Source organism: Nocardia sp. NPDC001965 (genome assembly GCF_053594175.1).
On the sequence record NZ_JBSFDZ010000006.1, the window covers coordinates 121,207 to 144,676 of the forward strand.

A 23,470-nucleotide genomic window follows, 5' to 3' on the forward strand; every position below is an offset into this window, starting at 1 on the left:
CACGGTTTCGCCGCGGATCGGCCTCGCGAACGGGGACGTAGGCTCGGCCGGAGCGGTACAAGCTGCGCGCGTTCATCCGAAACGTTCGATATCCACTCGCCGATCCACCCATGGACAAGCGGGGCGCTTCGGATGCGCCACCGGACTCATGCATCACCAGGGGATTTCGTGAACTCTCGAGAAGAGAACGTAGCCGGACGCCGGCGGATCAATCGCAACGTGCTCATCGCAGTGGGTGTCGCCCTCGCCGTGCTGTTGCTGTGCGCCGGCGTCGGCGCCGTTTTCGGCGAGGACCGGGCCGACGACGAGGCACCGGCGCCGACGACCACGGCGGCCGCGCCGTCACCGGCCGCCCAGCCCGCTCCCGTCGCGCCCGCACCGCCGTCGGTGACCAGCTCGGCCGAGGTACCCACGACCACGGCAGCCGCACCGCCGCCGGCCACAGCGGATTACTCCGACCCTCGGTGCGCCCCGGCGAGCGCGGAGCTCGTCGCCCAGGTTGCGGCCGGCCTCACCGCGGAAGGGAATCAGCTCGCCAACGGCACAGTGATTTCCGAGGGCGGTATCACATACTTCGGCGCGACCACGGTCGATGCGGCCGGCGATATGGACGCCCGTTCGGACGTCTGGATCGTGCGCGACGGTGCGGTGTACTCGTCGACCGGCGGCGCCCGCGGCAATTCGAACTTTCCGCGCGCGAGTGATGCGCTCGGTATCTCGCCCGGCGACCCGATCGTGACAGCCGTCGACACCTGCGTGATCGATCTGACCGAATAGGCCGGAAACAGCGAAACCGCCCCAGCCGCGTGATGCGGCCGGGGCGGTTCGCGTCCGGCGACGACTGTGCGGCGATGTCGTACGTCGAAATCCTCTCGGGTCACGATGGACCGAGCAGGCGCGTCCACTTTCGTGGACGCGACCCGGTGGACGCGGTCGTAACGTCTCCAAAAACGTTATCTGAACTGCGTCGATAGTTGTGGAGCCTAGGGGAATCGAACCCCTAACCCCTGCCTTGCAAAGGCAGTGCTCTGCCAATTGAGCTAAGGCCCCTGGACACGCGGACCGTGCCGGGAGTCGCCTGCGAAACAGTAGCGGTCCGGCACGTACACCGTCAAACAAGAATACTCGGGCGACCGCCCGCATATCACCTGCGCAGCGCGCCCACGGCGGCGAATTCCGCCTCACGTCCCTGCATCTGCTCGCGATACCAGTTCTCCCGATGCCAGAGCATGAGCTGTTCGTGCACCCGGCCGACGGGTGGAATCCGCCGGAGGAACTCCACAGCGGTGACGAGCGGTATGCGGGCGAGGGGAATCAGCAGCCAGGGGAAGGCGGCCGGCATCCGATAGCGGCGGCGAGTGGTCGGCAGCATGTACAACGCCGAGTACGCCGAGTTGATCCGGTAGTTGTAGTGCGCCCGGAGCCTGGCCGGACCACGCTGCTCCGGCCGGGGAGCGAATGCCGCCGGATAGGACTCGATGAGTTCGGCGCCCTGGGCACCGGAGTCGTGGGCGCGTGCGACCATGGTCATCGCCATGACGCGAAGCGTATCGGCCACGGTCTCCGGGTGCCAGGTCAGCCGCACGCCCAGTAGGTATCCCATGTACTTCTGGAAATGCAGGAGGGCCCGGAACTCCGCGGGGGTCGTCTGGTAGCCGAGCGCCCACAGCCCCAGGCCGGGAATGGTGCTCCCGGCGATCAGCGTGAGCAGCTGATAGGTCTGGCTGATCGGCAGCCCCCACCGGTCGGTGTCCCATTCCGGATGCCGCTGCACGCCCGCACGTACCGATACGTGCATGATCCGCACCTTCAAGGCGGTGGCACGTCCCTCGGATCCCGGAGTCGAGAGCGCCCCGGGCCGGGAGACGTCCATCCAGAACCGACAGGTCTCCAGGAAGCGGCGCAGCGCGCTGTCGCCGGCGTAACCGCCCGCCAGCGAAAGCGGGGTGGCGACCGCGGATTCGGTGTACATCTCCAGGGTTTCGGCACCCGCGAAACTGAACAGTACGGTGCCCCAACGCCGCCAGACCGCGGCGCCGCGTTCCACCAGTTCCGGCTGTACCCATTCGGGCACCGCTTCGAATTCGTCGAACAGAGCACGCATGGAATCCGGGGCGTCGGGCACAGCGTCGATCCCGTCGCGCAGCGCGGTTTCCAACAGTCGGCGGCCGTGCTCGCGGCCGCTCTCCCCGCGCATGACCTCCGCGACGAACCGTTCCGCCACCGGATCTCCGGAGAACATATCCGCGCACAATGCCCGCGCTTGTTCGTCGGTCGGGAACAGGGCCGAACCCGTCACGGTCCGGACGATCCGCTCCAACCGCCGGATTCCGGGCGTATCGCGGGCCTGCCAGTAGCGAAAGGCAGTCGGGCAGGGGGGCGACGTCGCCTCCGGTGTCACCGCTGGTATCGCCATCGCTGTTCTCCTCCCCCGCGCGGCTGCGAGCCGAACGCCTGGGATCTCGGACGGTGCGGGACACCGACCCATACTAATTCGTATGGAATTACAGTACTGGAAGGTATGGAGAAGCGGCGGGCGATCAGGGACACTCGCAGGTGGAGGCACACCCGCAACCGGCAGCCGGCCGCGATGGGCGAATCCGCCGAGGCCGTCGGCCACCTCCCCTACCATCGGAGTATGAGACCCAGCGCTGACCTGTCGGACCGATGACGGCGGGTTCGTCCACCGCTTCGCATCCCGACCCGCCCGGCGACCGGGCGACACCTCCGCGCCCACGCTCGAAAAAGGCTCGCGCCCAGCAGACTCGGCGGCGGCGTACCGCGCGGCTGTCCTACGACGACTGGGTCGACGGCGCGCTGAATCTCCTGTCGCGCGAAGGCGTCGGGGCGATCAGGATTCCGCGATTGTGCCAGGAGTTGGGCGTGACCAAAGGTAGCTTCTACTGGCATTTCGACGATGTCGAGCAGCTCACCGCGGCCATGGCCGACCGATGGAGCGCGGTGCAGAGCGAAACCGTACGCGAACTGGGCGCCTTCGCGGCGATCCCGGTGGAGGAACGGATCGAGAAGATGGCCGCCATGCTGGTCGACCGGCGGCACTGGATGGTCGAGACGACGGTGCGGGAATGGTCACGCAGTAATCCGAAGGTGGCCGATGCGGTTCGCATTCTCGACCAGCGCGTATTCGAAACCGTCTACCGAACGATGCTGGACCTGGGGTTCGACGAGAACCAGGCCGGAGTGCGGGCGGGTGCGATGGTCTACATCGGCCTCGGGCTGATCCACGGCCGGGACAATCTGCCGATACCGACCACCGAGCAGGTGCACTCGGTCATCGAGCTGCTGGCCCGGCCGTGATCACAGCGACCCGGTGATCACCGGGTCCGGCGGCAACGATGGAAGACGTCGCCCGCGGCAGGATCAGCGTGTGGTGACCTCGTGCCACAGGTCGGCGTCGTCACGCTGGCGCAGCTTGCTGATACCGATGAGAACCGCAGCGACAAGACCGATGGTGAGAACGTATTTCATACCGATAGCTTAGTGGCTCCGCCGTTTTGCGCCCACCGCGGCCCGCGCCGGGTCAGGGCTTTCCACGCAGACCTTCCCGTGCCCGGTCCAGCGCCGTCACACTCTCGGTGACGATATCGGCCAGCAGTGCGAGTTCGGCGTCGGTGCGCGTCGCGAACTGCTCGCCGAGCATCTCCCAGAGCCCTCCGAACAAAGGCGCGACCTTCTGTAGCGCCTTGTCCCGAACGAGCACCAGCACGCGCCGGCGATCGGCGGGATCGCGGTCCCGCCGGACAAATCCGGCGGCTTCCAGTCGGTCGATCATCGTGGTGACCGCTCCCCCGCGGGTGATTCCGATGCGATCGGCCAGCTGCCCGGCGGTTTGCGGGCCGTACATGGTCAGAATGTTCAGGCAACTGAGGTCGGTGATCCCGATTCCCAGCCGGTTCGCGACAGCCGAGTGCAACAGCACGGTCCCGCTGGACTGGGCTCGGAACGCGAGCTGGAGCGCGGTCAGGGTCTCGCTCCGGGTCTTCCCCGATGTCACGGGCAGCCTCCTCCTCGTAATCTCTCTAAATCAGAGAAGCTCTCTTATAGAGATTACCCGGTCTGGAGAACAAACCATGAGTACCAAACGATCGATACCCCTGTGGCTGCTGGTGATCTTCGTCGGCGTCCAGTTCGGTGCGGGCTGGTACGAGAAGCTCGGCGTGATCCCGCAGTGGACCGACGTACCCACCGCACAGGCGCACCAGGCGATGACCGAATCGGGATTCCATCGCGCGGGACGGGCCTTCTGGCCCTTCGTGTCTCCGATCGTGGCCCTGCTCGCGCTGATCAACCTCTACCTCGCCTGGCGAACCCCGGTCGCCTTCCGGCGCTGGTGGATCGCTGCCGCGGCACTCATGGCGTGCTACTCCCTGTCGAGCTACGCGTACTTCGTACCGCAGATGCTCACCTTCCAGGCCGAAGGCGTGACGTGGACCCCCGAACACGTGGAATCGTTCATCGATACCTGGACCACGCTCAACTATCCGCGCATGGCGCTCGGCGGCATCGGCTGGCTGTGCGCACTGCGCGCACTCTCCCTCTCGGGGCAGGCGGCCGGCGCGGGAACTCCGGCGGAATCGAGGCCGAACAGCAAAAATCCCGACCCGTTCCACACGGCGTAACCGGAATCGGAACAGATCGGGATTGTGTATCTGTGGGTCTAGGAGGACTTGAACCTCCGACCTCTTCGTTATCAGCGAAGCGCTCTAACCGCCTGAGCTATAGACCCGCGGGGCTCGTAGCCGAACCGCGATAGAGATTACCCGACGGCATCCTCTACAACCAAAACAGCAGGTCAGAGTGGACGCAAGATACTCGAAAGGCCCGCGGCCGACACCTGGGACGGGTACCGGCCGCGGGCCTCGAGCAGAGATCAGTCCGGGTCGGCCAGCGTGACCTGGATTCCGCCGACCATATCGCAGCACTGGTTGTAGATGAAGGTGCCGACCGTGGCCAACGCGGTGAAAAGGACGACGTTGATCAGGCCGATCACCCCGGCGTAACCGAACACCGTACCCGCGTCGATCAGCCCCACCGACCCGCTGTCCGGGGACACCATATCGGTGAACGTGCTGTTGAGCCGCTCCCAGACGCCCATACCCGCGAGCACCATGTAGAGCAGCGCAACCGCGATCATCCAGACGAAGAACATTGCCACGCTGATCACCAGCGTGATCTTCAGTGTCGACCAGGGATCGATACGACGCACCTGGACGGTGGCGCGCAACGGTTCTCCGCCGAGCACCGCCTGCGGCAGCCCGCGGGGCGCCGCCGGGGCGGACGGGGCCGCCACCGGCGGCGGAGTGTACGGGTTGTGCGGTTGGTGCGGAGGCTGGTCCGGGGGTAGTGGGTGCCGGATCTCGGAAAGATCCGGCATATCCTTCACCAGCTCCGGCCGGGCGATACTGCGCGTAGGCCCGTCCAGGCCAACGGATTTGGCCATGGCCGCTTCCTTACGCGCCGCCTTGGCCGCCAGGTCACTGGTGGTGCGGGCATTGGTGACCCCGCCCTGGAGACCACCGCCACCGCCCTGGAGTCCGCCGCCTCCTTGGAGTCCGCCGGACCGCTGGGCGCCGCCCACCGGCATATGGCCGGGCCGCGAGAGATTGGACTGCGGTTCCCGCTGCGGCAGCTGCGACCAGCCCTCCTGATAGCGGTTCGCGTCGGGCCCGTTGCCGCCCTGCGGGTTTCCCGCACCGCCCTGCTGATCGCCCGGCCCACCACCGGCCTGCGGGCCGGAATTCCGATCCGCCGGGGTGTTACGCGATTCGGACGCGAATTCGCCTTGCTGCTCCTGCTTTTCGGGCTGTGGACCACCGGTCGGCGCACCGCCGGACGGATTACCGCCCGACTGCCCACCGGCCTGTTCGTTGTCCACGGCCTCGCCCGGCCGCTGAGTCGGGCGCGGCGAAATCGGGGACGGGGTGACCCGCTCGGTCACACCGTTCGTCTGCTGCCGCTCGTCGCTCGGCTGTTTCGGAGTGGTCAATGGGAATCCTCGGATCCGTTCTTTGCCGCCGATATGGGATTACTACTCGGGAGAACCGCCGCCGTCGATCTGCTCGGGCTCGTCGGCGTTACGTGCGATCGCAAGCAAGGTATCGCCCTCGCCGAGGTTCATCAATCGCACGCCCTTGGTCTGCCTACCGGCCTTGCGCACCTGCCGGGCGGCAGTACGGATAACGCCTCCATTGGAGGTGATCGCATACAGCTCGTCGTCGTCGTCGACGATCAGTGCCCCCACCAGGGTGCCACGACGGGTGTCGTACTGGATCGTCAATACACCTTTTCCACCACGACCCTGGGCGGTGTACTCCTCGATAGCGGTCCGCTTGGCGTATCCGCCCGACGTCGCTACCAGCAGATATGTCCCGTCCCGGACTACATTGAGCGACAGCAGGGCATCCTCGGCGTTGAACCGCATACCCTGCACACCGGACGTGGCGCGGCCCATCGGACGCAATGCCTCGTCGGTGGCCGAGAAGCGGATCGACTGCCCCTGCGCCGAGACCAGCAGCAGATCGTCCTCGGCCGAACACAGTACGGCGCCGACCAATTCGTCGTTGTCGCGCAGATTCACCGCGACGATGCCGCCGCTGCGGTTGGAATCGAAATCGACCAACCGCGATTTCTTGACCAGGCCCTTCTGCGTGGCGAGCACGAGATAGGCGGCGTCTTCGTAGGACTTGATCCGGATGACCTGGGCGATCTTCTCGTCCGGCTGGAAAGCCAGCAGATTCGCCACGTGCTGACCGCGGGCGGTGCGGTTGGCCTCCGGCAATTCATAGGCCTTGGCCCGGTACACCCGGCCCTTGTTGGTGAAGAACAACAACCAGTCGTGGGTCGAGGTCACGAAGAAGTGCCGGACGATATCGTCCTGCTTCAGTCCCGCCCCCTGCACGCCTTTACCGCCACGCTTCTGGCTGCGATACAGATCGGTTTTGGTGCGTTTGGCGTAGCCGGTCTCGGTGATCGTGACGACCACGTCCTCGCGGGCGATCAGATCCTCGTCGGCGACATCGCCGTCGGCCGAGATGATCTGGGTGCGCCGGTCGTCGCCGTACCGCTCGACGATCTCGGCGAGTTCGTCCTTGACGATCGTGCGCTGCCGCTCCGGCTTCTCCAGAATGTCCTGCAGGTCGGCGATCTCGGCCTCGAGTTTGGCCAGTTCGTCGACGATCTTCTGCCGTTCCAGTGCCGAGAGGCGCCGCAACTGCATATCCAGGATCGCGGTGGCCTGGGTCTCGTCGATATCGAGCAGTTCCATCAGGCCGGTACGCGCGGTATCGGTATTGGCCGACCGGCGGATCAGCGCGATGACCTCGTCCAGCAGATCCAGCGCCTTGACCAGGCCACGCAGGATATGGGCGCGCTCCTCGGCCTTGCGGAGCAGGTACCGGGTGCGCCGGACGATCACTTCCAGCTGATGGTTCACATACAGCCGGAGCATCTGATCCAGCCGCAGGGTGCGCGGGACACCCTCCACGATGGAGAGCATGTTCGCGCCGAAGCTGGTCTGCAGCTGAGTGTGCTTGTACAGGTTGTTCAGCACGACCTTGGCGATCGCGTCACGTTTGACCGTGACCACGATGCGCAGACCCACCCGGTCCGAGGACTCGTCGTGGATATCGGCCACGCCGGCGATACGGCCGTCCTTGACCTGCTCGGCGATGGCGTTGATGAAGTTGTCGGTGTTCACCTGGTACGGCAGCCCGGTGATCACGATCGTCGTGCGACCGCGGTTGTCCTCTTCGATCTCCACCACGCCGCGCATCCGGATGGAACCGCGCCCGGTCGTGTAGGCGTCGTGGATACCCTGCGTGCCGACGATCAGGCCGGCGGTCGGGAAGTCCGGACCTTTCACCCGCTCCATACAGGCGGCGAGGGTGGCTTCCTCGTCCGCCTCGTGATTGTCGAGGATCCAGTAGATGGCTTCGGCCAGCTCGTTGAGATTGTGCGGCGGGATATTGGTCGCCATGCCGACCGCGATGCCGTTGCTGCCGTTCATCAGCATGTTCGGCACCCGGCTGGGCAGAACTACCGGTTCCTGGGTCTTACCGTCGTAGTTCGGGATGAAATCGACCGTGTCGTGGTCGATTTCGCGCAGCAACTCCATGGCCAGCGGGGTGAGCCGGCATTCGGTGTAGCGCATGGCGGCGGCGCCGTCGTTGCCCCGGCTGCCGAAGTTGCCCTGGCCGTCGACCAGGGGGTACCGCATCGCCCACGGCTGGGCCATCCGGACCAGGGTGTCGTAGATGGCCGAGTCGCCGTGCGGATGGTAATTACCCATGGTGTCGGCCACCGGCCGCGCCGATTTCACATAGCTGCGATCGGGCCGGTAGCCGTTGTCGTGCATTGCGTAGAGGATGCGGCGGTGCACCGGTTTGAGGCCGTCACGGACCTCGGGCAGCGCCCGGCCCACGATCACGCTCATGGCGTAATCGATGTAGCTGTTCTGCATCTCCTGCTGGATATCGACCGGCTCGATCCGGTCGCCCGCGCTCTCCGGCGGCAGCGTGGTGTCGGTCATGCAATCTCCTAGGTACTGACGGAATACGGCGGATCACCCGCGCGGGCGCGCTGTGCGGAGCGCGCGAATGCGCTGCGGGTGCGACCACCGCCCCTATACGTCGAGGAAGCGGACGTCCTTGGCATTACGGGTGATGAAGCTGCGGCGGGCCGCGACGTCTTCGCCCATGAGGACGCTGAACAGCTCGTCCGCGGCGGCCGCGTCGTCCAACGTCACCTGTCGGAGCACACGGACCGAGGGGTCCATGGTGGTTTCCCACAGTTCCTTCGGATTCATCTCGCCGAGACCCTTGTACCGCTGGATACCGTCGTCCTTGTTGATCTTCTTACCGGCCGCCAGCCCGGCCTCGAGCAGACCGTCGCGTTCACGGTCGGAGTAGGCGAACTCGGGATCGACGCGATGCCATTTCAGCTTGTACAGCGGCGGCTGCGCCAGGAACACGTGACCGTGCTCGATGAGCGGGCGCATGAAGCGGAACAGCAGCGTCAGCAGCAGGGTGGAGATGTGCTGCCCGTCGACGTCGGCGTCGGCCATCAGCACGATCTTGTGATAACGCAGCTTGGCGATATCGAACTCGTCGTGGATACCGGTACCGAACGCCGTGATGATCGACTGGACCTCGGCGTTCTTGAGGACCTTGTCGATCCGGGCCTTCTCGACGTTGATGATCTTTCCGCGCAGCGGCAGGATCGCCTGGTACATCGAATCGCGGCCCGATTTGGCCGAGCCACCGGCGGAGTCGCCCTCGACGATGTAGATCTCGGATTTGACCGGATCCTTGGACCGGCAGTCGGCCAGCTTGCCGGGCAGGCCGCCGATATCGGTCGCGCTCTTACGCCGGACCAGCTCACGGGCCTTACGCGCGGCGACCCGGGCCTGTGCCGAGGACACCGCCTTGTTGACAATGGTCTTGGCATCCGCCGGATTGGCCTCGAACCAGTGCCCGAGGTGTTCGTTGCAGGCACGCTGCACGAACGACTTCACCTCGGTGTTCCCGAGTTTGGTCTTGGTCTGGCCCTCGAACTGGGGCTCGCTCACCTTGACGCTGACGATGGCGGCCAGACCCTCGCGGATATCGTCACCGGTGAGGTTGCCGTCTTTCTCCTTGAGGAGTTTCTTCTCCTTGGCGTACCGGTTGACCACGGTGGTCAGCGCCGCCCGGAAGCCCTCCTCGTGCGTACCGCCCTCATGGGTGTTGATGGTGTTCGCGAAGGTGTGCACCGACTCGGAGTAGCCCGAGTTCCACTGCATCGCGACCTCGAGCTCGTGCCCGGGCCCCTTGCCGTTGAACGAGACCACCGAGTTGTGGATGGGCTGCTTCGTCCGGTTGATATGCCGCACGAAATCCTCGAGACCACCGGGATAGTGGTACGTGCGGCTCTTCACCTTGTGCTCGGCCGGTGGCGTTTCACCGTCGTCGTGCTTGGGCGCCTCGGCGGTTTCACTGACCACCTCGTCGGTGACCTCGGTGGCGCTGACGCGCTCGTCGGTCAGCACGATGGTCAGGCCCTTGTTCAGGAAGGCCATCTCCTGCAGGCGCCGCGATACCGTCTCGAAGTTGTAGGTCGTGGTCTCGAAGACCGCCGGATCGGCCCAGAAACGGATGGTGGTTCCCGTGGCCTTCGTCGGCTCACCCTGGACCAACTGTCCCGGGACAGCGTCCTTGTAGGTTTGGCTCCAGTGGTAGCCGTCGGTGTCGATCTCGGCTTCGAGCCTGCTGGACAGCGCGTTGACCACCGAGATACCGACACCGTGCAGACCACCGGAGACGGCGTAGGAATCGGAGTCGAACTTACCGCCGGCATGCAGCTGGGTCATGACGACTTCGATGGTCGGGATGCCCTGGGCGTGCATGGCCACCGGAATACCGCGGCCGTCGTCGACGACCTGTACGCCACCGTCGGCGAGGAGAGTGACCTCGACCTTGGTGGCGTGGCCGGCCATCGCCTCGTCGACCGAGTTGTCCACGACCTCCCAGATCAGGTGATGCAGGCCGCGCTCACCCGTGGAGCCGATGTACATGCCCGGGCGCATCCGCACCGCCTCGAGGCCTTCCAGGACCTTGATGGAGGAAGCACCGTAGTCCTGCTTTTCCGATGCGCTCGTGCCTGATGCTTTGGAGTCTTTGGCAGCCACTGGTCGGTAGCTCTCCTTACTTGCTGATCCCCGGGACGGCGGTCGGACAGCGCACGTGGGCCCGGGACCGATCAGAGGGCTGCACACAACGCGCCGAGGGTATCGCCGCTGATTTACGTTTCCATCCTACTTCGCGGCCCAACTTACAGTGCACCTGCGACACCCCTGACGGCTTCCTGGATGCGAGAAATCGGACCGGCACGGGTCCCCTCGCGATCCGGCCCTTCCGAAGCATCAGATTCGGCCTGAGAGTTCACCGAGGGGTGGGGGTGGAAAAACCGGGTCGCGTTCCACGTGAAACGTGGGCCTACCCGTAGGTGTCGCGCGGACCGCGACCACGGACATGACGTTGCCCTTTACGCCAGCTGGGGGCGGTCGGACCGGTGATCCGCAGCGAGCGGACGACTCCGGGACCCACCGCCGCGCTGATCTTCGCCAGCAACTGTGCCTGCAACAGACGCAACTGGGTGGCCCAGGCCGTGGATTCGGCAGCGATGCCGAGCACCCCGTTCTCGAGGCTCACCGGCTTCGCGTGCGCGGCGATGTCCTCCCCGACCACACCCGGCCAATGACCGAAAACCGTGCCCTCGGCGACTTTGGTGGACCACCCGCGGCTACGCGCGATCGAGGTGGCGAGCTTGGACAGCGGCTGTGGATCGCGATCGTCGGGCCGGGGGCCGGACCAGCCGGTACGGCGGCGGCCACCGGAGCGGTTGCCCCGCCGCGGCGAAGACCGCCCCTGGCCGACGGATTTTCCACTGGCCCGCGCCGCCGCCCGGGCCTCCTCCAGCGCCCGGCGGGCAAGGTCGATCCCGCGCAGCTCCGGTTCGGTCGGGGGCGTCGCGCCACCGGGCGGTCCGGGCTGGTCGGTCATCGCTGCTCCACTCACCGGTACGAGTTATCCCCAGGTTCGACCGGTTTTTCCTCAGGCTGTGCACATCCGGGGACCGAACTGCGGCACTGCGGTACCCGAATCGGGCGGAAGGCCGATCCAAGGATAAATTCCCAGTTCAGGATGGGTATTTCGAGTGCCGGTGTCGGTTGTCACCGAGTGGACCCGGACGCCACCCGAGGTGTAGGGCGACGACCTGGCCGAACAAGTTATCCACAGGCTGTGGATAACTGGATTTCGAGACCGGACGAGGGATGACGGCCCGGTGTATCGGCTCACTCTACGAACGCTCCGGCCCGCATGCAAGATGGCGCCGGGGCGTGTCCGTCAACCCGGCGAATCACCCGCAACCGCCTGCGGCCGATCTCCTCCGGCGGCCGGGCGTTCCGAGGTGAAACCGGAAATCCGATGCTCCGGATCGCCGGATGTGGCCACCCGCAGCGTGTCACCGATCAGTTCGGCTGGTACGTCCTCGGGCACCGCGGCGGTGATCAGCACCTGCTCGGCAGTCGCCGCCACTGCGGCCAGCGCGGTACGGCGGCGCCGGTCGAGTTCGGCGAAGACATCGTCGAGCAGCAGGACCGGCTCGGTCCCGTCGACGCGTAGCAGTTCGAAAGCTGCGAGGCGCAGCGCCAGCGCGAACGACCAGGATTCCCCATGACTGGCGAATCCCTTGGCCGGGGTTTCGCCGAGCATCAGTTCCAGCTCGTCCCGATGCGGTCCGACCAGGCAGATACCGCGTTCCAGTTCCCTTGGCCGCGCCGCCGCGAGCTCCCGCAGCAGAATCTCCTCGAGCAGCACCGGGTCCCCGGGCTCGGGCGCCCGGCCGGGGTCGAGCAGTTCGGCCGGTAGGGCACCGCTGCGGTAGCCGATGGCGGCCGGCCGGGATTCGGGCGCGAGCGCCGCGTACGCCCCGGCCAGATACGGGTGCAGTTCGTGGACCAGGCGCAGGCGTTCGGCGAGGAGCACCGAGGCGTGGCCGGCCAGATGCCCGTCCCAGACGTCCAGCGTGCCGAGATCGGCCCGCGAAGACCGGCCCGCGGTCTTCAACAGGGCCGAACGCTGCCGCAGCACCCGGTCGTAATCGGCGCGAACACCGGCGAGGCCGGGTCGGCGCGCGGTGCACAGTTCGTCCAGGAAACGCCGCCGCTCCCCCGGATCACCCCGCACCAGCGCCAGATCCTCGGGCGCGAACAACACGGTGTGCAGGATCCCGAGAATCTCACGCGGCCGGCGCACGGGCGACCTGTTGATCTGTGCCCGGTTGGCGACACCGCGGTTGATCTCCACGTCGATACGCAGTTCCCGGCCCAGATGCACCACATTCGCGCCGACCCGGGCCCGTTCCGCGCCGGACCGGATGAGTGGAGCGTCGGTGGAAACCCGATGCGACCCGAGTGTGGACAGGTAGCCCAGAGCTTCGAGGAGATTGGTCTTGCCGTTCCCGTTGGCCCCCAGGAAAACCGTAGAGCCTGTGGATAACTCGATCTCAGCATGCTCCCAGGATCGGAAATCACGCAAGGTCAGAGCACGGATATGCACCTGTTCACACCATCCGGGAAACAACAGCCCAGTTATCCACAGCTGTGGATAACTGGGGACGATGCAGGTCGAGGCGGTGGTTTGCGGAGGTATCGCTACCGACGGTCGCTCGCACAGTACCGGGACCCCCGCGATACCCGGCGGACGCGCGCCGGTTCGTCGCTACCGAACCCACGCCCGCTCAGCCCGGAAGCCGGACCGGCATCAACAGGTAGATGTAATCGCTCTCCAGTGCCGGGTAGGCCCCGGAATCGAGCGGCTCCGGCTCCTCCTCCCGGGCGGGCAGCAGCACGGCGGGGCGGCTCGGGGTGGTGAACCCGAAGGTCACCCGCTCCGAGCGCAACGCCGACAGCCCATCGATGAGATAGCCCGGATTGAAAGCGATGGTCAGCGGTTCGCCCCGGAAATCGGCGGTGAGCCATTCCTCGGCGCGGCCGGCGTCGTCGCCACCCGCCGACAACAACAGACCTTCCGCGGAGAATTCCAGCCGCACCTGCGCACCACGCTCGGCCACCAGCGCCACACGCTTGATCGCCTCGGTGAGCGAGGCGACCTCCAGCGTGGCGATCGAGGTGTGCTCCTTGGGCAGCAACTGGCGGAACTTGGGGAATTCGGCGTCGAGCAGTCGCGTAGTGGTCCGCCGGCCTCCGTTGACGATCCCGAGCAGCCCGTCGGCACCCACACCCGAACCCAGCGACAGCTGGACCGGCCGATCAGAAGCGCCCAGTGTCTTGGCGGCCTCGGACAGGGTGCGCGCGGGGATCAGCACCGCGGTCTCGATATCGGTGCGCGCGGGCTGCCACTGGATGTGCCGCACCGCGAGCCGGAACCGATCGGTGGCCGCGAGAACGACCTGCGGTCCCTCGATCTCGACCCGGATACCGGTCAGCATGGGCAGCGTATCGTCGCGTCCCGCCGCGACGGCCACCTGGCCGACCGCTTCGCCGAACACCTCGACCGCCAGCTCACCGCTCGACTGCGGTACCTCGGGCAATTGGGGATAGTCCTCCACCGGCATGGTCGGCAGGGAGAACTTCGCACTACCGCACTGGATCAGTACCCGGCTGCCGTCCACCGAGACATCCACCGGTTTGTTGGACAGTGCCTTGGTGATATCGGCCAGCAGTTTGCCCGAGACCAGGACGCGGCCGGGGCCGGCGACCTCCGCGGCGACACGCATCTGCGCGGACACCTCGTAATCGAACCCGGAGACGGTCAGCCCGTCCTCGTCCGCGACCAGCAGGACTCCACCGAGCACCGGGACCGGCGGGCGGGACGGCAGACTGCGTGCCACCCAGGCGACCGACTCCGCGAAATCCTCACGCGCGACCCGAAACTTCATGCCTGCAAGGTCCATCGCCCGAGGTGTCCTCTCCCGTTCAGTGTGGATCGACGGCTGTAGTGCCCCCGTGTATCCCGCTGTGCAGACTCGGCCACCGGCGCGGTGGTCGATGCGGTGGCCGGGCATCCGGACCGACCGCATGAGGAGTCTGGCACGAGCGGCCGACATCAGACCGTACCCCGTTTCGAGCGACCGGGTCGGCTGCCCCTCCGAGTGGAGGATACGTCCTCCGGTGCGGTGCGGGCCAGGCCGGGCAGCGGGATCGCGGCCCATCGGCTCGACCTGCACCGATCAGCTGTACACATCTGTGGATGAACGGTGGACTCCGCTACCCGTGATGCTGTCCACAGTCTTCCGGTGGGTGCTGTGCACAACTGCGCGCACCAGGGTTCTGTGCGGTACCCGGGTGCGCCACGCTCCCCGGTCGTACTCGTGAACCGTCGACTCCCACCGGCAGCGCGGTACTCCCGCCTGCGTAGGACGCGGACTGCCGACCGATCTACGTCGATACCTCACGCCCCGGCCGCGCGATCGTCCTGCTCACCGGCCCGTATGCCCACCGAACCCGCAGCTGCGCGGCGATGAGAGGCCAGACGTGCGAGTTCGTCCACCCGCGGCCTTCATCCCACGGATCACCGGTGCCGGATGTGGATGCCGAAGTCCTCTTGGCCCGGGGATTCGAGCATGAGGGACCGGGATGTATCCGAACCGAACCGGGGAGGAGATCTGTATCCGCACTGCGGCCGGATCGCGGACCCGATGTCGATCCTCGAGGAAGCGACTCTGCCGCTGTCCCGGTGTCTTTGTGAGTTCGTGCGGTCGTGCGAGCCGCTCGAGACTTGTCCACACAGCCTGTTTTGAAGAGAAATTATCTAGATGAAGAACAGGAGTAGTAATAGGCCCTGTGGAAACTGTGGGTTTCCGCTGTTCTTCCAGTTCACACGGCGTGTCCGGCTGTGGATGGCTCGAGGATAACTCGAGGATGAATTCTCGGTGGCTGTGGACAGTTTTCGTTGTCCACACTGCGTCCACAGCTGGTCCCCAACTTGGTCCCCAGATTTCGGGCTGTTGTGCACACTGTGCATGGATCCGTGGACAACCTGTGGATTCCTCGAGGAATCCTCGAGGAATCCACAGGTTGTCCCCACCCCTCTGACCGGAACATCGCTGCTCAGTAGCTGTGGACGAATCAGCCTGTGGAAACTGTGGATAACCAGCATGTGGACAAGTTGCTCCCAACCGGCCACCAGCTCTGTGGATACACCGGTGGACAACCTGGGGAATCCACAGCTGTGGATACCGGAAAGCGCCTGTTCAGAGCATTCACAGCCTGTTAGCGACACACCTGTGGATGGTTCCGACACGCCGAGGCCGTCGAGATCCGGATCCGACTCCGCAAACGACGCGAATCGAAGTTGTCGGCGAACAGGACTGCGCCGGAAGAACTTTGCGGCTTGCCGCAGCCGGCCCCGACCGATTCGTTCTCGAGTCCTGTCACGCCGCACCGATCTCACCGGGTTCGGCTCGGCAGCCGCGGTGCCGCTACCCGGTGTGGTGGGGCCGTCAGGTCGTCGTTCGCACCGCTTCCCGGTCGCTCGCGTCGCCCGATACCGCCTGATAGGGCTTGGGTCCGGCGGTGCGTGATTCGTCGCGCCTGCCGGACACCGACTCCGCCTCGTGGGCGGGCAGCCCGGCATAGCGGAGCGACCGGGCACACTCAGGCGATGCGGGTGGCTATACCGGGGTAATGAAGGACAAGGCCCGATTCGTCGTAGACCAACCGGCAGGCGAAATCGAATGCGGGCGCGACATAGTCGTAATACGAGTGCACGGGATCGTCTGTGCCGCTGTCGTCGATACGCCGGTACCGCTGTTCCAGCCGCTCGACGGTCAGATCGTTCGCACGGACATAGGCTGCCGGTGCGTCGGCGCGGGCACCTATCGGTAGCGCGAGGCGGTGTACGGGCAGGGTGTTGGTCAGTGCGGACGATTCCAGGTCGACGTCGAGGCAGCCGTCCAGATGCGCAGCGGCCGCCCCGTCGACGCGCCAGTGTCCGACGCCGTCCGTCTGGAGCAGAACAGATCGCCGTCCCGACACCGACCGGCCCGTCACGCGGGCCGAGCGGGTAACCCAGCGGGAGTCGATCGTGATGTCGTACTCCACGAACCACGTTCGGCCGTCCTCGACCGCCGTGGTGCAACCGATCATCCGGTGGCCGACACCGTCGCGCCGCGGATACACGACCTCGAAGCCCGCCCGCGCGTCCCGGTGCGCCCAGGCCGCGGTCGCCGGCAGCTCGGTGAACGACACGATGGCCTACCTGTCCCGAACCCCGAACCCGGACATCGCGAGCGCCCGGACCGTTCGGCGGAACATCACCGGGAGCGCTGTTTGATCCGGGCGGTGAGTTCCTGGACCTGGTCGTACACGCGGCGCCGCTCCGACATCTCCTTACGGACCTTCTTCTCCGCGTACATGACCGTCGTATGGTCGCGCCCGAACGCCTGGCCGATCTTGGGCAGGGACAGATCGGTGAGCTCCCGGCACAGATACATGGCGATCTGCCTGGCCTGGGCGAGCGGCCGGGCCTTACCCGGGCCGGTGAGCTCGTCCATCGAGGTGTTGAAGTACTCCGCGGTAACACCCATGATCGTGGACGCGGTGATCTCCACATCCTGCGATTCGGGCATGAGATCGCGTAGCACCACTTCGGCCACCGACTGGTCCAGCGGCTGCCCGTTCAACGATGCGAAAGCGGTGACGCGGATCAGCGCGCCCTCGAGTTCGCGGATATTACGTTCCACCCGGCTGGCGATCAGCTCCAGCACATCGTGCGGTACGTCGAGGCGATCCATGCGGGCCTTCTTGCGCAGAATGGCGATCCGCGTCTCCAGCTCGGGCGGCTGCACATCGGTGATCAGCCCCCACTCGAACCGGGTGCGCAGCCGTTCCTCCAGCGTGGCCAGCTGTTTGGGTGGACGATCCGAGGACACCACGATCTGCTTGTTCGCATTGTGCAGGGTGTTGAAGGTGTGGAAGAACTCTTCCTGGATGCCTTCTTTGCCCTCGATGAACTGGATATCGTCGACCAGCAGAATATCGGTTTCGCGGTAGCGGCGTTTGAACGCGACCTTGCGGTCGTCTCGCAGACTGTTGATGAAGTCGTTGGTGAATTCCTCGGTGGAGACGTACTTGACCCGCATCCCAGGGAAGAGCCGCTGGGCATAGTGACCGGCGGCATGCAACAGGTGAGTCTTGCCCAGCCCCGAGGCACCCCATACGAACAGCGGGTTGTACGCCCGGGCCGGAGCCTCGGCGATGGCGACCGCAGCAGCGTGCGCGAACCGGTTGGACGCGCCGATGACGAAGGTTTCGAAGGTGTACTTGGCGTTCAGGCTTGCCGCCGGTTTCGCCGTATCGCCCGCGTCCGACGATTTGGCGAAGAAGGTGGGCCAGGAATCCCGGACGTTCACCACCGTCTCGTCCTCGAGGTGCCCGTCGGGCTCCGGGTCGACCCCCGGGTCACGGACGCTCTCGCGCAGACTGTCGCGATCGGTATCGCGGAGCCCGTCCCGGGCCGCGATATCGCCCGTGGCTATATCGGGCGCGAACAGTGTTTCCTGGGCGGGCCGGTTGGCGCGCCGTGGCGGCAGGACCGGCTCGCGTTCGGGTGCGCTGTCGCGGGGCGGCGGCACCGCGCCGCGCTCATGTCCGCCGGCCGCCGGGTCGGCGATATCGCCGCGGGCACTTCCGTAGCTGTCGCGGTACTCCGCGGGCGGATACTGCCGGTCCCGTTCGTAGCCGTTGTCCCGGGGATAGTCCTTGGTCGGCGCGTACTCGCGTGGGTAGGACCGCGGAGCCGCGTAGGGCTCGCGTACCGGCTCCTCGGTGTCCCGGGGCAGCACGGGTTCGGACGGAAAATCCCCACCGTGCGGCAGTTCGGGCAGGTTCGGCCGGCGTACCGGTTCGCCCGCGACCGGATCAGTGTTGCGCGCGAGAGTCGGATTGAGCGGTAACTCACCGGTGAGCGGAAGTTCGGCCTCGTGCGTAAAACCCCGCCGTGGGAAACGTGGCTCACCGGGAGCTCCCGGAGTGCGCGGGAATCCCGGGTCGGTCTCGTATCCACGGGTGGCGAACTCACCGTCGCCGGAATCGCGTCCGCCCTCGACCGGCCAGGTGCCCCCGCCCGCTCCGGTCGCCGGGTAGGCGACGGGCGCCGGGCCGGACCGCGGGGTGCCGAAACGTTCGGGCCGCGGCGCGATCGGTTCCGGCCTGCTGGTCATTCGTGCGTGCCTGGCGGGCCCGTTGTCGGCACCGGCCGGCAGGGGTGCGGCGATCCGGACCCCGAGACCCTCCACCTGCGGCCCGAGACGGCGGCCGAGCGATCGGAGAATGGGCTCGCGGAGGTCGCGTTCGATGGCTTCCTGAGCAAGGGAGGACGGGACCGAGAGCAGCGCGAAGCCCTGCACGACCATCAACGGTTTGACCAGTTTGAGCCAGGCCTGCTGAGCTCGGGTCACCGCGCCGATGGCACCGTCGGGCGAACCGGTGGTCAACTCCGCGACCACCTCCGGCCACACGGTGGCCAGTACGTTCTGCTCGTCGTCCATCCAGTGTCCTCCCCGGGAGTCGGTTGCTCGGCGCAGACGTCCGGGGCTCGCGGTGCGTCCACTGTACTGGTTCGTCCCAGTGACACCGCATACGTCCGCTCCACCGATCAGCCGTATCCCGTGGTTACGGCCCCGGGGGCGCTGCCCGCAATCCCCGATATCCCGGCTGCGGCGTGGCACCTTCGGCCCTACGAATATGCCATTCACAGGGTATTTCCACACAATTATCCACAGATGGGGACAATCTCGGCGGACCACCGCTGCGGTCCCGCGCTGCACGCGGGTCGGCCTACGATGCCCGACCTGCGCCCCTGTGTCACAACCACGATCGCACGGTGATCATCGCCACCGCGGGGCGGGTGCCAGGTTGTCCGAAGCTCGCGTGGAACACCCCGACGGGGGCGAGTTTGACCCGGTATAACTGGGTAAGTACCCTCGTACAGTCACCCCCCGGCGTGGTGACCGTTCTGTGCTGACCGTTCGCCAGAACCGCGGCGCCGGGCAGACATCGCCAGAATCACCGAAAAAGCTTCGGGTGCCGAAGGGCACCCACCAATTCGAGGAGTGTTCACCGTGGCCAAGGGCAAGCGGACGTTCCAGCCGAACAACCGTCGTCGGGCGCGGGTCCACGGTTTCCGTCTCCGGATGCGGACCCGTGCGGGCCGCGCCATCGTCTCCGCGCGCCGCCGTAAGGGCCGCGGCACCCTCACCGCCTGATTTCCCGTCGAATTCGGTGTCCGATGCCGGGTCCGCCGAACCCCCTGACCTTCGCCGCCGGTAGCTTTACCGCAGTGGCGGCTTCGACGAGCCCCGGACGTCCGGGTGCTACCTGAGCCGCACCGGCTGCACGATCGTGCCGATTTCTCTCGAACGGTACGACGCGGTCGGCGCGCGGGAAAAGGGGATCTGGTCGTCCACGCTCTGGCCGGCCAGGCGGAGCCGATCGTGCGTGACGCGCCGGTTCGTTTCGGCGGCCCACGTTTCGGATTGATCGTCAGCAAGGCGGTGGGAAATGCGGTCGTACGACACCGCGTGGCCCGCCGCCTGCGTCATATCTGTGCAGAATTGACCCCCGACATCCCCGCCGAGGTGGATATCGTGATCCGCGCGCTTCCCGGCGCCGCCACCGCCGACAGTGGCGAGTTGCGACGTCAACTGGTGAGCGGGTTACGCAAGCTCGGGGCCCTATCGGCCGTGACACTGCCCGGCCGGGGTATTTCGCGATGAGCTCCCGGAGCGCGTACGCAGCGTCCGTCCGTCGGTGGCCCGCGAATATTCTGATCTTTCTGATCGAACTGTATCGGACCTACGTCTCCCCTACCCGCATGCCGGTGTGCCGGTTCACGCCGACCTGCAGCGAATACGCGGTCACCGCACTACGTACCCGTGGGCTGGTGTTCGGCCTCGGATTGACGGCCGTGCGACTGGCCAAATGCGCCCCCTGGCACCCTGGTGGATGGGATCCCGTGCCGGAGCGGCGGCGCAGCGTCAGCCACGACGATCCGCGGACCGAAGCTTGTAAGGGATCACCGCATGCGGTGATCGGTGACACTACCGACGGGAGTGCATAGAGCCGTGCTCGATTTCATCTACTATCCGGTGTCCTGGATCCTCTGGTTCTGGCACCGGGTCTTCGGGTTCGCCTTCGGGGCGGACAACGGCCTTTCCTGGGCACTGTCGGTGGTGTTCCTCGTATTCACGCTGCGATTGGTGCTCTACAAGCCGTTCGTGAGACAGGTGCGAACCACCAAGCAGATGCAGGAACTGCAGCCACAGATCAAAGAGCTGCAGAAGAAGTACAAGAACGATCGCCAGAAGATGGCGACCGAGATGCAGAAACTGCAGAAGGACCACGGCTTCAACCCCCTCATGGGCTGTCTGCCGATCCTGGCCCAGGTGCCGGTGTTCCTCGGTCTGTTCCACGTCCTGCGTTCGTTCAACCGGACCGGTACCGGTTTCGGTCAGCTCGGTATGGATCCGTACACGAACGCGCACACTCCGAACTACGTCTTCAATGTCGACGATGTGCAGTCGTTCCTGAGCGCCCGTATCTTCGGTGCGCCCATCTCCGCCTTCATCACCGCCCCGGCCGAACAACTCCAGGCCTTCGCTGATTACGGCGGTACCCCGAGCCGCGTGAGTATCGCCGCGGTCTCCATTCCGCTCATGGTCATCGCCGCGGTCGCGACTCACTTCAACGCGCGGGCGTCGGTCGCCCGGCAGAGCGCCGAGGCAGCGGCCAATCCGCAGGCCGCGCTGATGAACAAATTGGCGCTGTGGGTCTTCCCGTTCGGTGTGCTCGTCGGTGGCCCGTTCCTGCCGATCGCCATCCTGCTCTACTGGGTCTCCAACAACATCTGGACCTACGGTCAGCAGCATCTCGTCTTCGGCCGGATGGCAAAGGAAGAAGAAGCCAAGCAGGCCGCCAAACGCGAGAAGCAGTCCCAGAACGCGCCGAAGCCCGGAGCCAAACCTGTCGACATCAAGAAGAAGACGGGGAAAGCGGACGAGGCCGATTCCGATTCGTCAAGTGACGGCACAGCGGCGACCAACGGTTCCAAGCCCGCGGCGAAGACCGGCGGAAAACAGCAGCCCGGTCAGCGGCGGTCGAGCGGCCAGAAACGACCCGGCAACCGCGGTCGCGCCAATCAGAAGCGCCGGCGCTGAGCCACTCCCCCAAGACCCCTTGTGATCGTGACTCCGGCCGGGGCGGCCGGAGTCCGACGAGCAGATAGAGGAAACATATGACTCTCGAGACCGAAGGTGGGGACGCCACCGTATCCACGACCGTCGTGGAGGCCGAGGCCGATGATGCGGTGAGTGACGCCGAAGAGGCGCTTATCGAAGAGGGCGAGATCGCCGCCGATTACCTCGAGCAACTGCTCGATGTACTCGATTTCGACGGTGATATCGATCTCGACGTCGAGGGCGACCGCGCGGTGGTGAGTATCGACGGTGGCAAGGACCTGACAAAGCTGGTCGGCCACAGCGGTGAGGTGCTCGACGCGCTCCAGGAGCTCACCCGGCTGGCGGTCCAGCAGTCGACCGGTATCCGCAGTCGCCTCATGCTGGATGTCGCGGGCTGGCGTGCCAAGCGCCGCGCGGACCTCAGTGCGCTCGGCGCCGCGGCCGCCCAGCGCGTCCTGCAGACCGGCGCTCCGGAGGAGCTGGCCCCGATGACCCCCTTCGAGCGCAAGATCGTGCACGACGCGGTCGCCTCGATCGACGGCGTCGCGAGCGAGAGCGAGGGTGTCGAACCGAATCGTCGGGTAGTCGTCGTACCGGAGTGAGAGCGCGGGCCCGTGCGAGTCGGGTGCCGAGCGACCGGAAGAGGCCCGGGTCCACGGACCCGGGCCTCTTCCGTATCCGGTGCCCGGACAACGCCGCCCCTGCCCGGCTACGGTTGAAGGTCGGTAGTAGGTGTTTCCGTTGCAGGTAAGTCGTCACGACTACACAGAAGGGTGTTTCACGTGAAACCAGAACTCGGCGATTCGGAGGCCGGGCCGCCGGAATCGCTGCCACCGGCCGAAGCGGAATTCGTTTTCGGTGACCGGTTGGAGTTGGCACGTGAGTATTGGACCGCCCTCGCCACGGCCGGAGTCGAACGCGGGCTCATCGGACCGCGAGAAGTTCCGCGGCTCTGGGAGCGGCATATTCTCAACTGCGCGGTCGTCGGTGAGCTGATCGGCGAGGGTGCAGCGGTGGTCGATATCGGCAGTGGTGCCGGCCTGCCGGGGATACCGCTCGCATTGGCGCGGCCCGACCTCCGCATCGTTCTCGTCGAACCCCTCCTGCGTCGGACAGTCTTTTTGAAGGAATTCATCGATGCGGCCGGTCTTGCGATCACGGTGGTTCGTGGACGGGCGGAACAGCCCGGCGTCGTCCAAGAAGCCGGCGGCGCCGATGTCGTGACCTCCCGGGCGGTCGCCCCCCTGGCACGACTGGCGGAGTGGTCGATCCCGTTGCTGCGCGACCACGGGCACATGCTCGCCCTGAAGGGCTCGAGTGTCACCGAGGAATTGGAACGCGACCGAGCCGCGGTGGAGCGAGTCGGTGCCGGGAACTTCTCCGTTCTGGAGTGCGGGGTCGGTGTAATCGCCACCCCGACGGTTGTCCTGTCCGCCGAACGGCTGCGACGTTCGGAGCGTGCGCCGAAGAAGTCCGCCCGGCGCGCGGCGCGGGCGGAGCGCCGGGTCGGGCGTAAGTAGGAGCAACCACTCCCCTGGCGCGGTGCGGAAGCGAATGTTTCACGGGAAACATTCGCTTGCCACCGATGCCGCGATCGGTGATCCTCCTCCCGGAGTCCCGGAGTCCCGGAGTCCCGGAGTCCCGGAGTCCCGGAGTCCCGGAGTCCCGGAGTCCCGGAGTCCCGGAGTCCCGGAGTCCCGGAGTCCCGGAG

At 66.2% G+C, this 23,470-nt stretch carries 19 protein-coding genes and 2 tRNA genes; 9 read left to right on the top strand and 12 right to left on the bottom strand.

Annotated features, from left to right (window positions below; genetic code table 11):
• The first annotated feature begins 168 nt into the window (after window positions 1-168).
• Complete coding sequence (locus ACWCPQ_RS12230) at window positions 169-777, top strand: DUF2510 domain-containing protein (protein WP_449897584.1); 609 nt, start codon at window positions 169-171, stop codon at window positions 775-777.
• Between the two features lie 200 nt (window positions 778-977).
• On the opposite strand, the gene ACWCPQ_RS12235 is transcribed toward ACWCPQ_RS12230, so the two are convergent.
• Window positions 978-1,050 (bottom strand) — tRNA-Ala (locus ACWCPQ_RS12235).
• A 94-nt stretch (window positions 1,051-1,144) separates the two neighbouring features.
• Window positions 1,145-2,416, bottom strand: a complete 1,272-nt coding sequence (locus ACWCPQ_RS12240; RefSeq protein WP_449897587.1) for an oxygenase MpaB family protein — start codon at window positions 2,414-2,416, stop codon at window positions 1,145-1,147.
• A gap of 251 nt (window positions 2,417-2,667) precedes the next feature.
• On the opposite strand from ACWCPQ_RS12240, the gene ACWCPQ_RS12245 reads away from it, so the two are divergent.
• Complete coding sequence (locus tag ACWCPQ_RS12245; protein ID WP_449897590.1) at window positions 2,668-3,318, top strand: TetR/AcrR family transcriptional regulator; 651 nt, start codon at window positions 2,668-2,670, stop codon at window positions 3,316-3,318.
• Window positions 3,319-3,541: 223 nt separating this feature from the next.
• Here the strand turns inward: ACWCPQ_RS12245 and ACWCPQ_RS12250 are convergent, their stop codons facing one another.
• Window positions 3,542-4,015, bottom strand: a complete 474-nt coding sequence (locus tag ACWCPQ_RS12250; protein ID WP_449897591.1) for a MarR family winged helix-turn-helix transcriptional regulator — start codon at window positions 4,013-4,015, stop codon at window positions 3,542-3,544.
• 76 nt (window positions 4,016-4,091) lie between these two features.
• Between ACWCPQ_RS12250 and ACWCPQ_RS12255 the strand changes: the two genes are divergently transcribed.
• Entirely contained in the window at window positions 4,092-4,640 is a 549-nt protein-coding gene (locus ACWCPQ_RS12255) for a DUF1772 domain-containing protein (RefSeq protein WP_449897594.1), read from the top strand.
• 33 nt (window positions 4,641-4,673) lie between these two features.
• On the opposite strand, the gene ACWCPQ_RS12260 is transcribed toward ACWCPQ_RS12255, so the two are convergent.
• From ACWCPQ_RS12260 to dnaA, 9 genes are all read right to left on the bottom strand, one after another.
• Window positions 4,674-4,747, bottom strand: a tRNA-Ile gene (locus ACWCPQ_RS12260).
• A 144-nt stretch (window positions 4,748-4,891) separates the two neighbouring features.
• Window positions 4,892-6,007, bottom strand: a complete 1,116-nt coding sequence (locus tag ACWCPQ_RS12265; RefSeq protein WP_449897596.1) for a DUF3566 domain-containing protein — start codon at window positions 6,005-6,007, stop codon at window positions 4,892-4,894.
• Window positions 6,008-6,049: 42 nt separating this feature from the next.
• On the bottom strand, window positions 6,050-8,548 hold the full coding sequence (gene gyrA / locus ACWCPQ_RS12270) for a DNA gyrase subunit A (protein ID WP_449897597.1): 2,499 nt from the start codon (window positions 8,546-8,548) through the stop codon (window positions 6,050-6,052).
• Between the two features lie 93 nt (window positions 8,549-8,641).
• Window positions 8,642-10,684, bottom strand: a complete 2,043-nt coding sequence (gyrB, locus tag ACWCPQ_RS12275) for a DNA topoisomerase (ATP-hydrolyzing) subunit B (RefSeq protein ID WP_449897599.1) — start codon at window positions 10,682-10,684, stop codon at window positions 8,642-8,644.
• Between the two features lie 307 nt (window positions 10,685-10,991).
• The gene (locus ACWCPQ_RS12280; protein WP_449897601.1) at window positions 10,992-11,558 is read right to left on the bottom strand and encodes a DUF721 family protein; all 567 of its coding nucleotides are present in this window, start codon (window positions 11,556-11,558) and stop codon (window positions 10,992-10,994) included.
• A 345-nt stretch (window positions 11,559-11,903) separates the two neighbouring features.
• Window positions 11,904-13,118, bottom strand: coding sequence for a DNA replication/repair protein RecF (recF, locus tag ACWCPQ_RS12285; RefSeq protein WP_449897602.1), 1,215 nt, complete (start codon window positions 13,116-13,118; stop codon window positions 11,904-11,906).
• Between the two features lie 181 nt (window positions 13,119-13,299).
• Complete coding sequence (dnaN, locus tag ACWCPQ_RS12290; protein ID WP_449897604.1) at window positions 13,300-14,475, bottom strand: DNA polymerase III subunit beta; 1,176 nt, start codon at window positions 14,473-14,475, stop codon at window positions 13,300-13,302.
• 1,702 nt (window positions 14,476-16,177) lie between these two features.
• Window positions 16,178-16,771 carry a putative glycolipid-binding domain-containing protein gene (locus ACWCPQ_RS12295; protein WP_449897605.1) on the bottom strand — a complete coding sequence of 198 codons (594 nt, stop codon included), beginning with the start codon at window positions 16,769-16,771 and terminating at the stop codon, window positions 16,178-16,180.
• Between the two features lie 65 nt (window positions 16,772-16,836).
• Window positions 16,837-19,071: a chromosomal replication initiator protein DnaA gene (dnaA, locus tag ACWCPQ_RS12300; RefSeq protein ID WP_449897607.1), complete on the bottom strand. Its 2,235-nt coding sequence runs from the start codon at window positions 19,069-19,071 to the stop codon at window positions 16,837-16,839.
• A gap of 573 nt (window positions 19,072-19,644) precedes the next feature.
• Here dnaA and rpmH point away from each other — a divergent pair.
• The 6 genes from rpmH (at window position 19,645) to rsmG (ending at window position 23,279) form a co-directional block, all read left to right on the top strand.
• Complete coding sequence (gene rpmH, locus ACWCPQ_RS12305) at window positions 19,645-19,788, top strand: 50S ribosomal protein L34 (protein ID WP_058854877.1); 144 nt, start codon at window positions 19,645-19,647, stop codon at window positions 19,786-19,788.
• A 105-nt stretch (window positions 19,789-19,893) separates the two neighbouring features.
• Entirely contained in the window at window positions 19,894-20,298 is a 405-nt protein-coding gene (gene rnpA / locus ACWCPQ_RS12310) for a ribonuclease P protein component (protein WP_449897610.1), read from the top strand.
• Complete coding sequence (gene yidD, locus ACWCPQ_RS12315; RefSeq protein WP_449897612.1) at window positions 20,295-20,642, top strand: membrane protein insertion efficiency factor YidD; 348 nt, start codon at window positions 20,295-20,297, stop codon at window positions 20,640-20,642. The genes rnpA and yidD overlap by 4 nt, the downstream gene beginning before the upstream one ends.
• Window positions 20,643-20,646: 4 nt before the next feature.
• Window positions 20,647-21,738: a membrane protein insertase YidC gene (gene yidC, locus ACWCPQ_RS12320; RefSeq protein WP_449897614.1), complete on the top strand. Its 1,092-nt coding sequence runs from the start codon at window positions 20,647-20,649 to the stop codon at window positions 21,736-21,738.
• A gap of 77 nt (window positions 21,739-21,815) precedes the next feature.
• Complete coding sequence (locus ACWCPQ_RS12325) at window positions 21,816-22,361, top strand: Jag family protein (protein ID WP_449897616.1); 546 nt, start codon at window positions 21,816-21,818, stop codon at window positions 22,359-22,361.
• Window positions 22,362-22,532: 171 nt separating this feature from the next.
• Window positions 22,533-23,279: a 16S rRNA (guanine(527)-N(7))-methyltransferase RsmG gene (rsmG, locus tag ACWCPQ_RS12330; protein WP_449897617.1), complete on the top strand. Its 747-nt coding sequence runs from the start codon at window positions 22,533-22,535 to the stop codon at window positions 23,277-23,279.
• The last annotated feature ends 191 nt before the right edge of the window (window positions 23,280-23,470 follow it).

What these genes read in the sequence shown, in the direction of transcription:
- ACWCPQ_RS12240 (WP_449897587.1), bottom strand. Translation starts at nt 2,416, where the DNA reads ATGGCGATACCAGCGGTGACACCGGAGGCGACGTCGCCCCCCTGCCCG.
- ACWCPQ_RS12245 (WP_449897590.1), top strand. Translation starts at nt 2,668, where the DNA reads ATGACGGCGGGTTCGTCCACCGCTTCGCATCCCGACCCGCCCGGCGAC.
- ACWCPQ_RS12255 (WP_449897594.1), top strand. Translation starts at nt 4,092, where the DNA reads ATGAGTACCAAACGATCGATACCCCTGTGGCTGCTGGTGATCTTCGTC.
- gyrA (WP_449897597.1), bottom strand. Translation starts at nt 8,548, where the DNA reads ATGACCGACACCACGCTGCCGCCGGAGAGCGCGGGCGACCGGATCGAG.
- ACWCPQ_RS12280 (WP_449897601.1), bottom strand. Translation starts at nt 11,558, where the DNA reads ATGACCGACCAGCCCGGACCGCCCGGTGGCGCGACGCCCCCGACCGAA.
- dnaN (WP_449897604.1), bottom strand. Translation starts at nt 14,475, where the DNA reads ATGGACCTTGCAGGCATGAAGTTTCGGGTCGCGCGTGAGGATTTCGCG.
- dnaA (WP_449897607.1), bottom strand. Translation starts at nt 19,071, where the DNA reads ATGGACGACGAGCAGAACGTACTGGCCACCGTGTGGCCGGAGGTGGTC.
- yidD (WP_449897612.1), top strand. Translation starts at nt 20,295, where the DNA reads ATGAGCTCCCGGAGCGCGTACGCAGCGTCCGTCCGTCGGTGGCCCGCG.
- ACWCPQ_RS12325 (WP_449897616.1), top strand. Translation starts at nt 21,816, where the DNA reads ATGACTCTCGAGACCGAAGGTGGGGACGCCACCGTATCCACGACCGTC.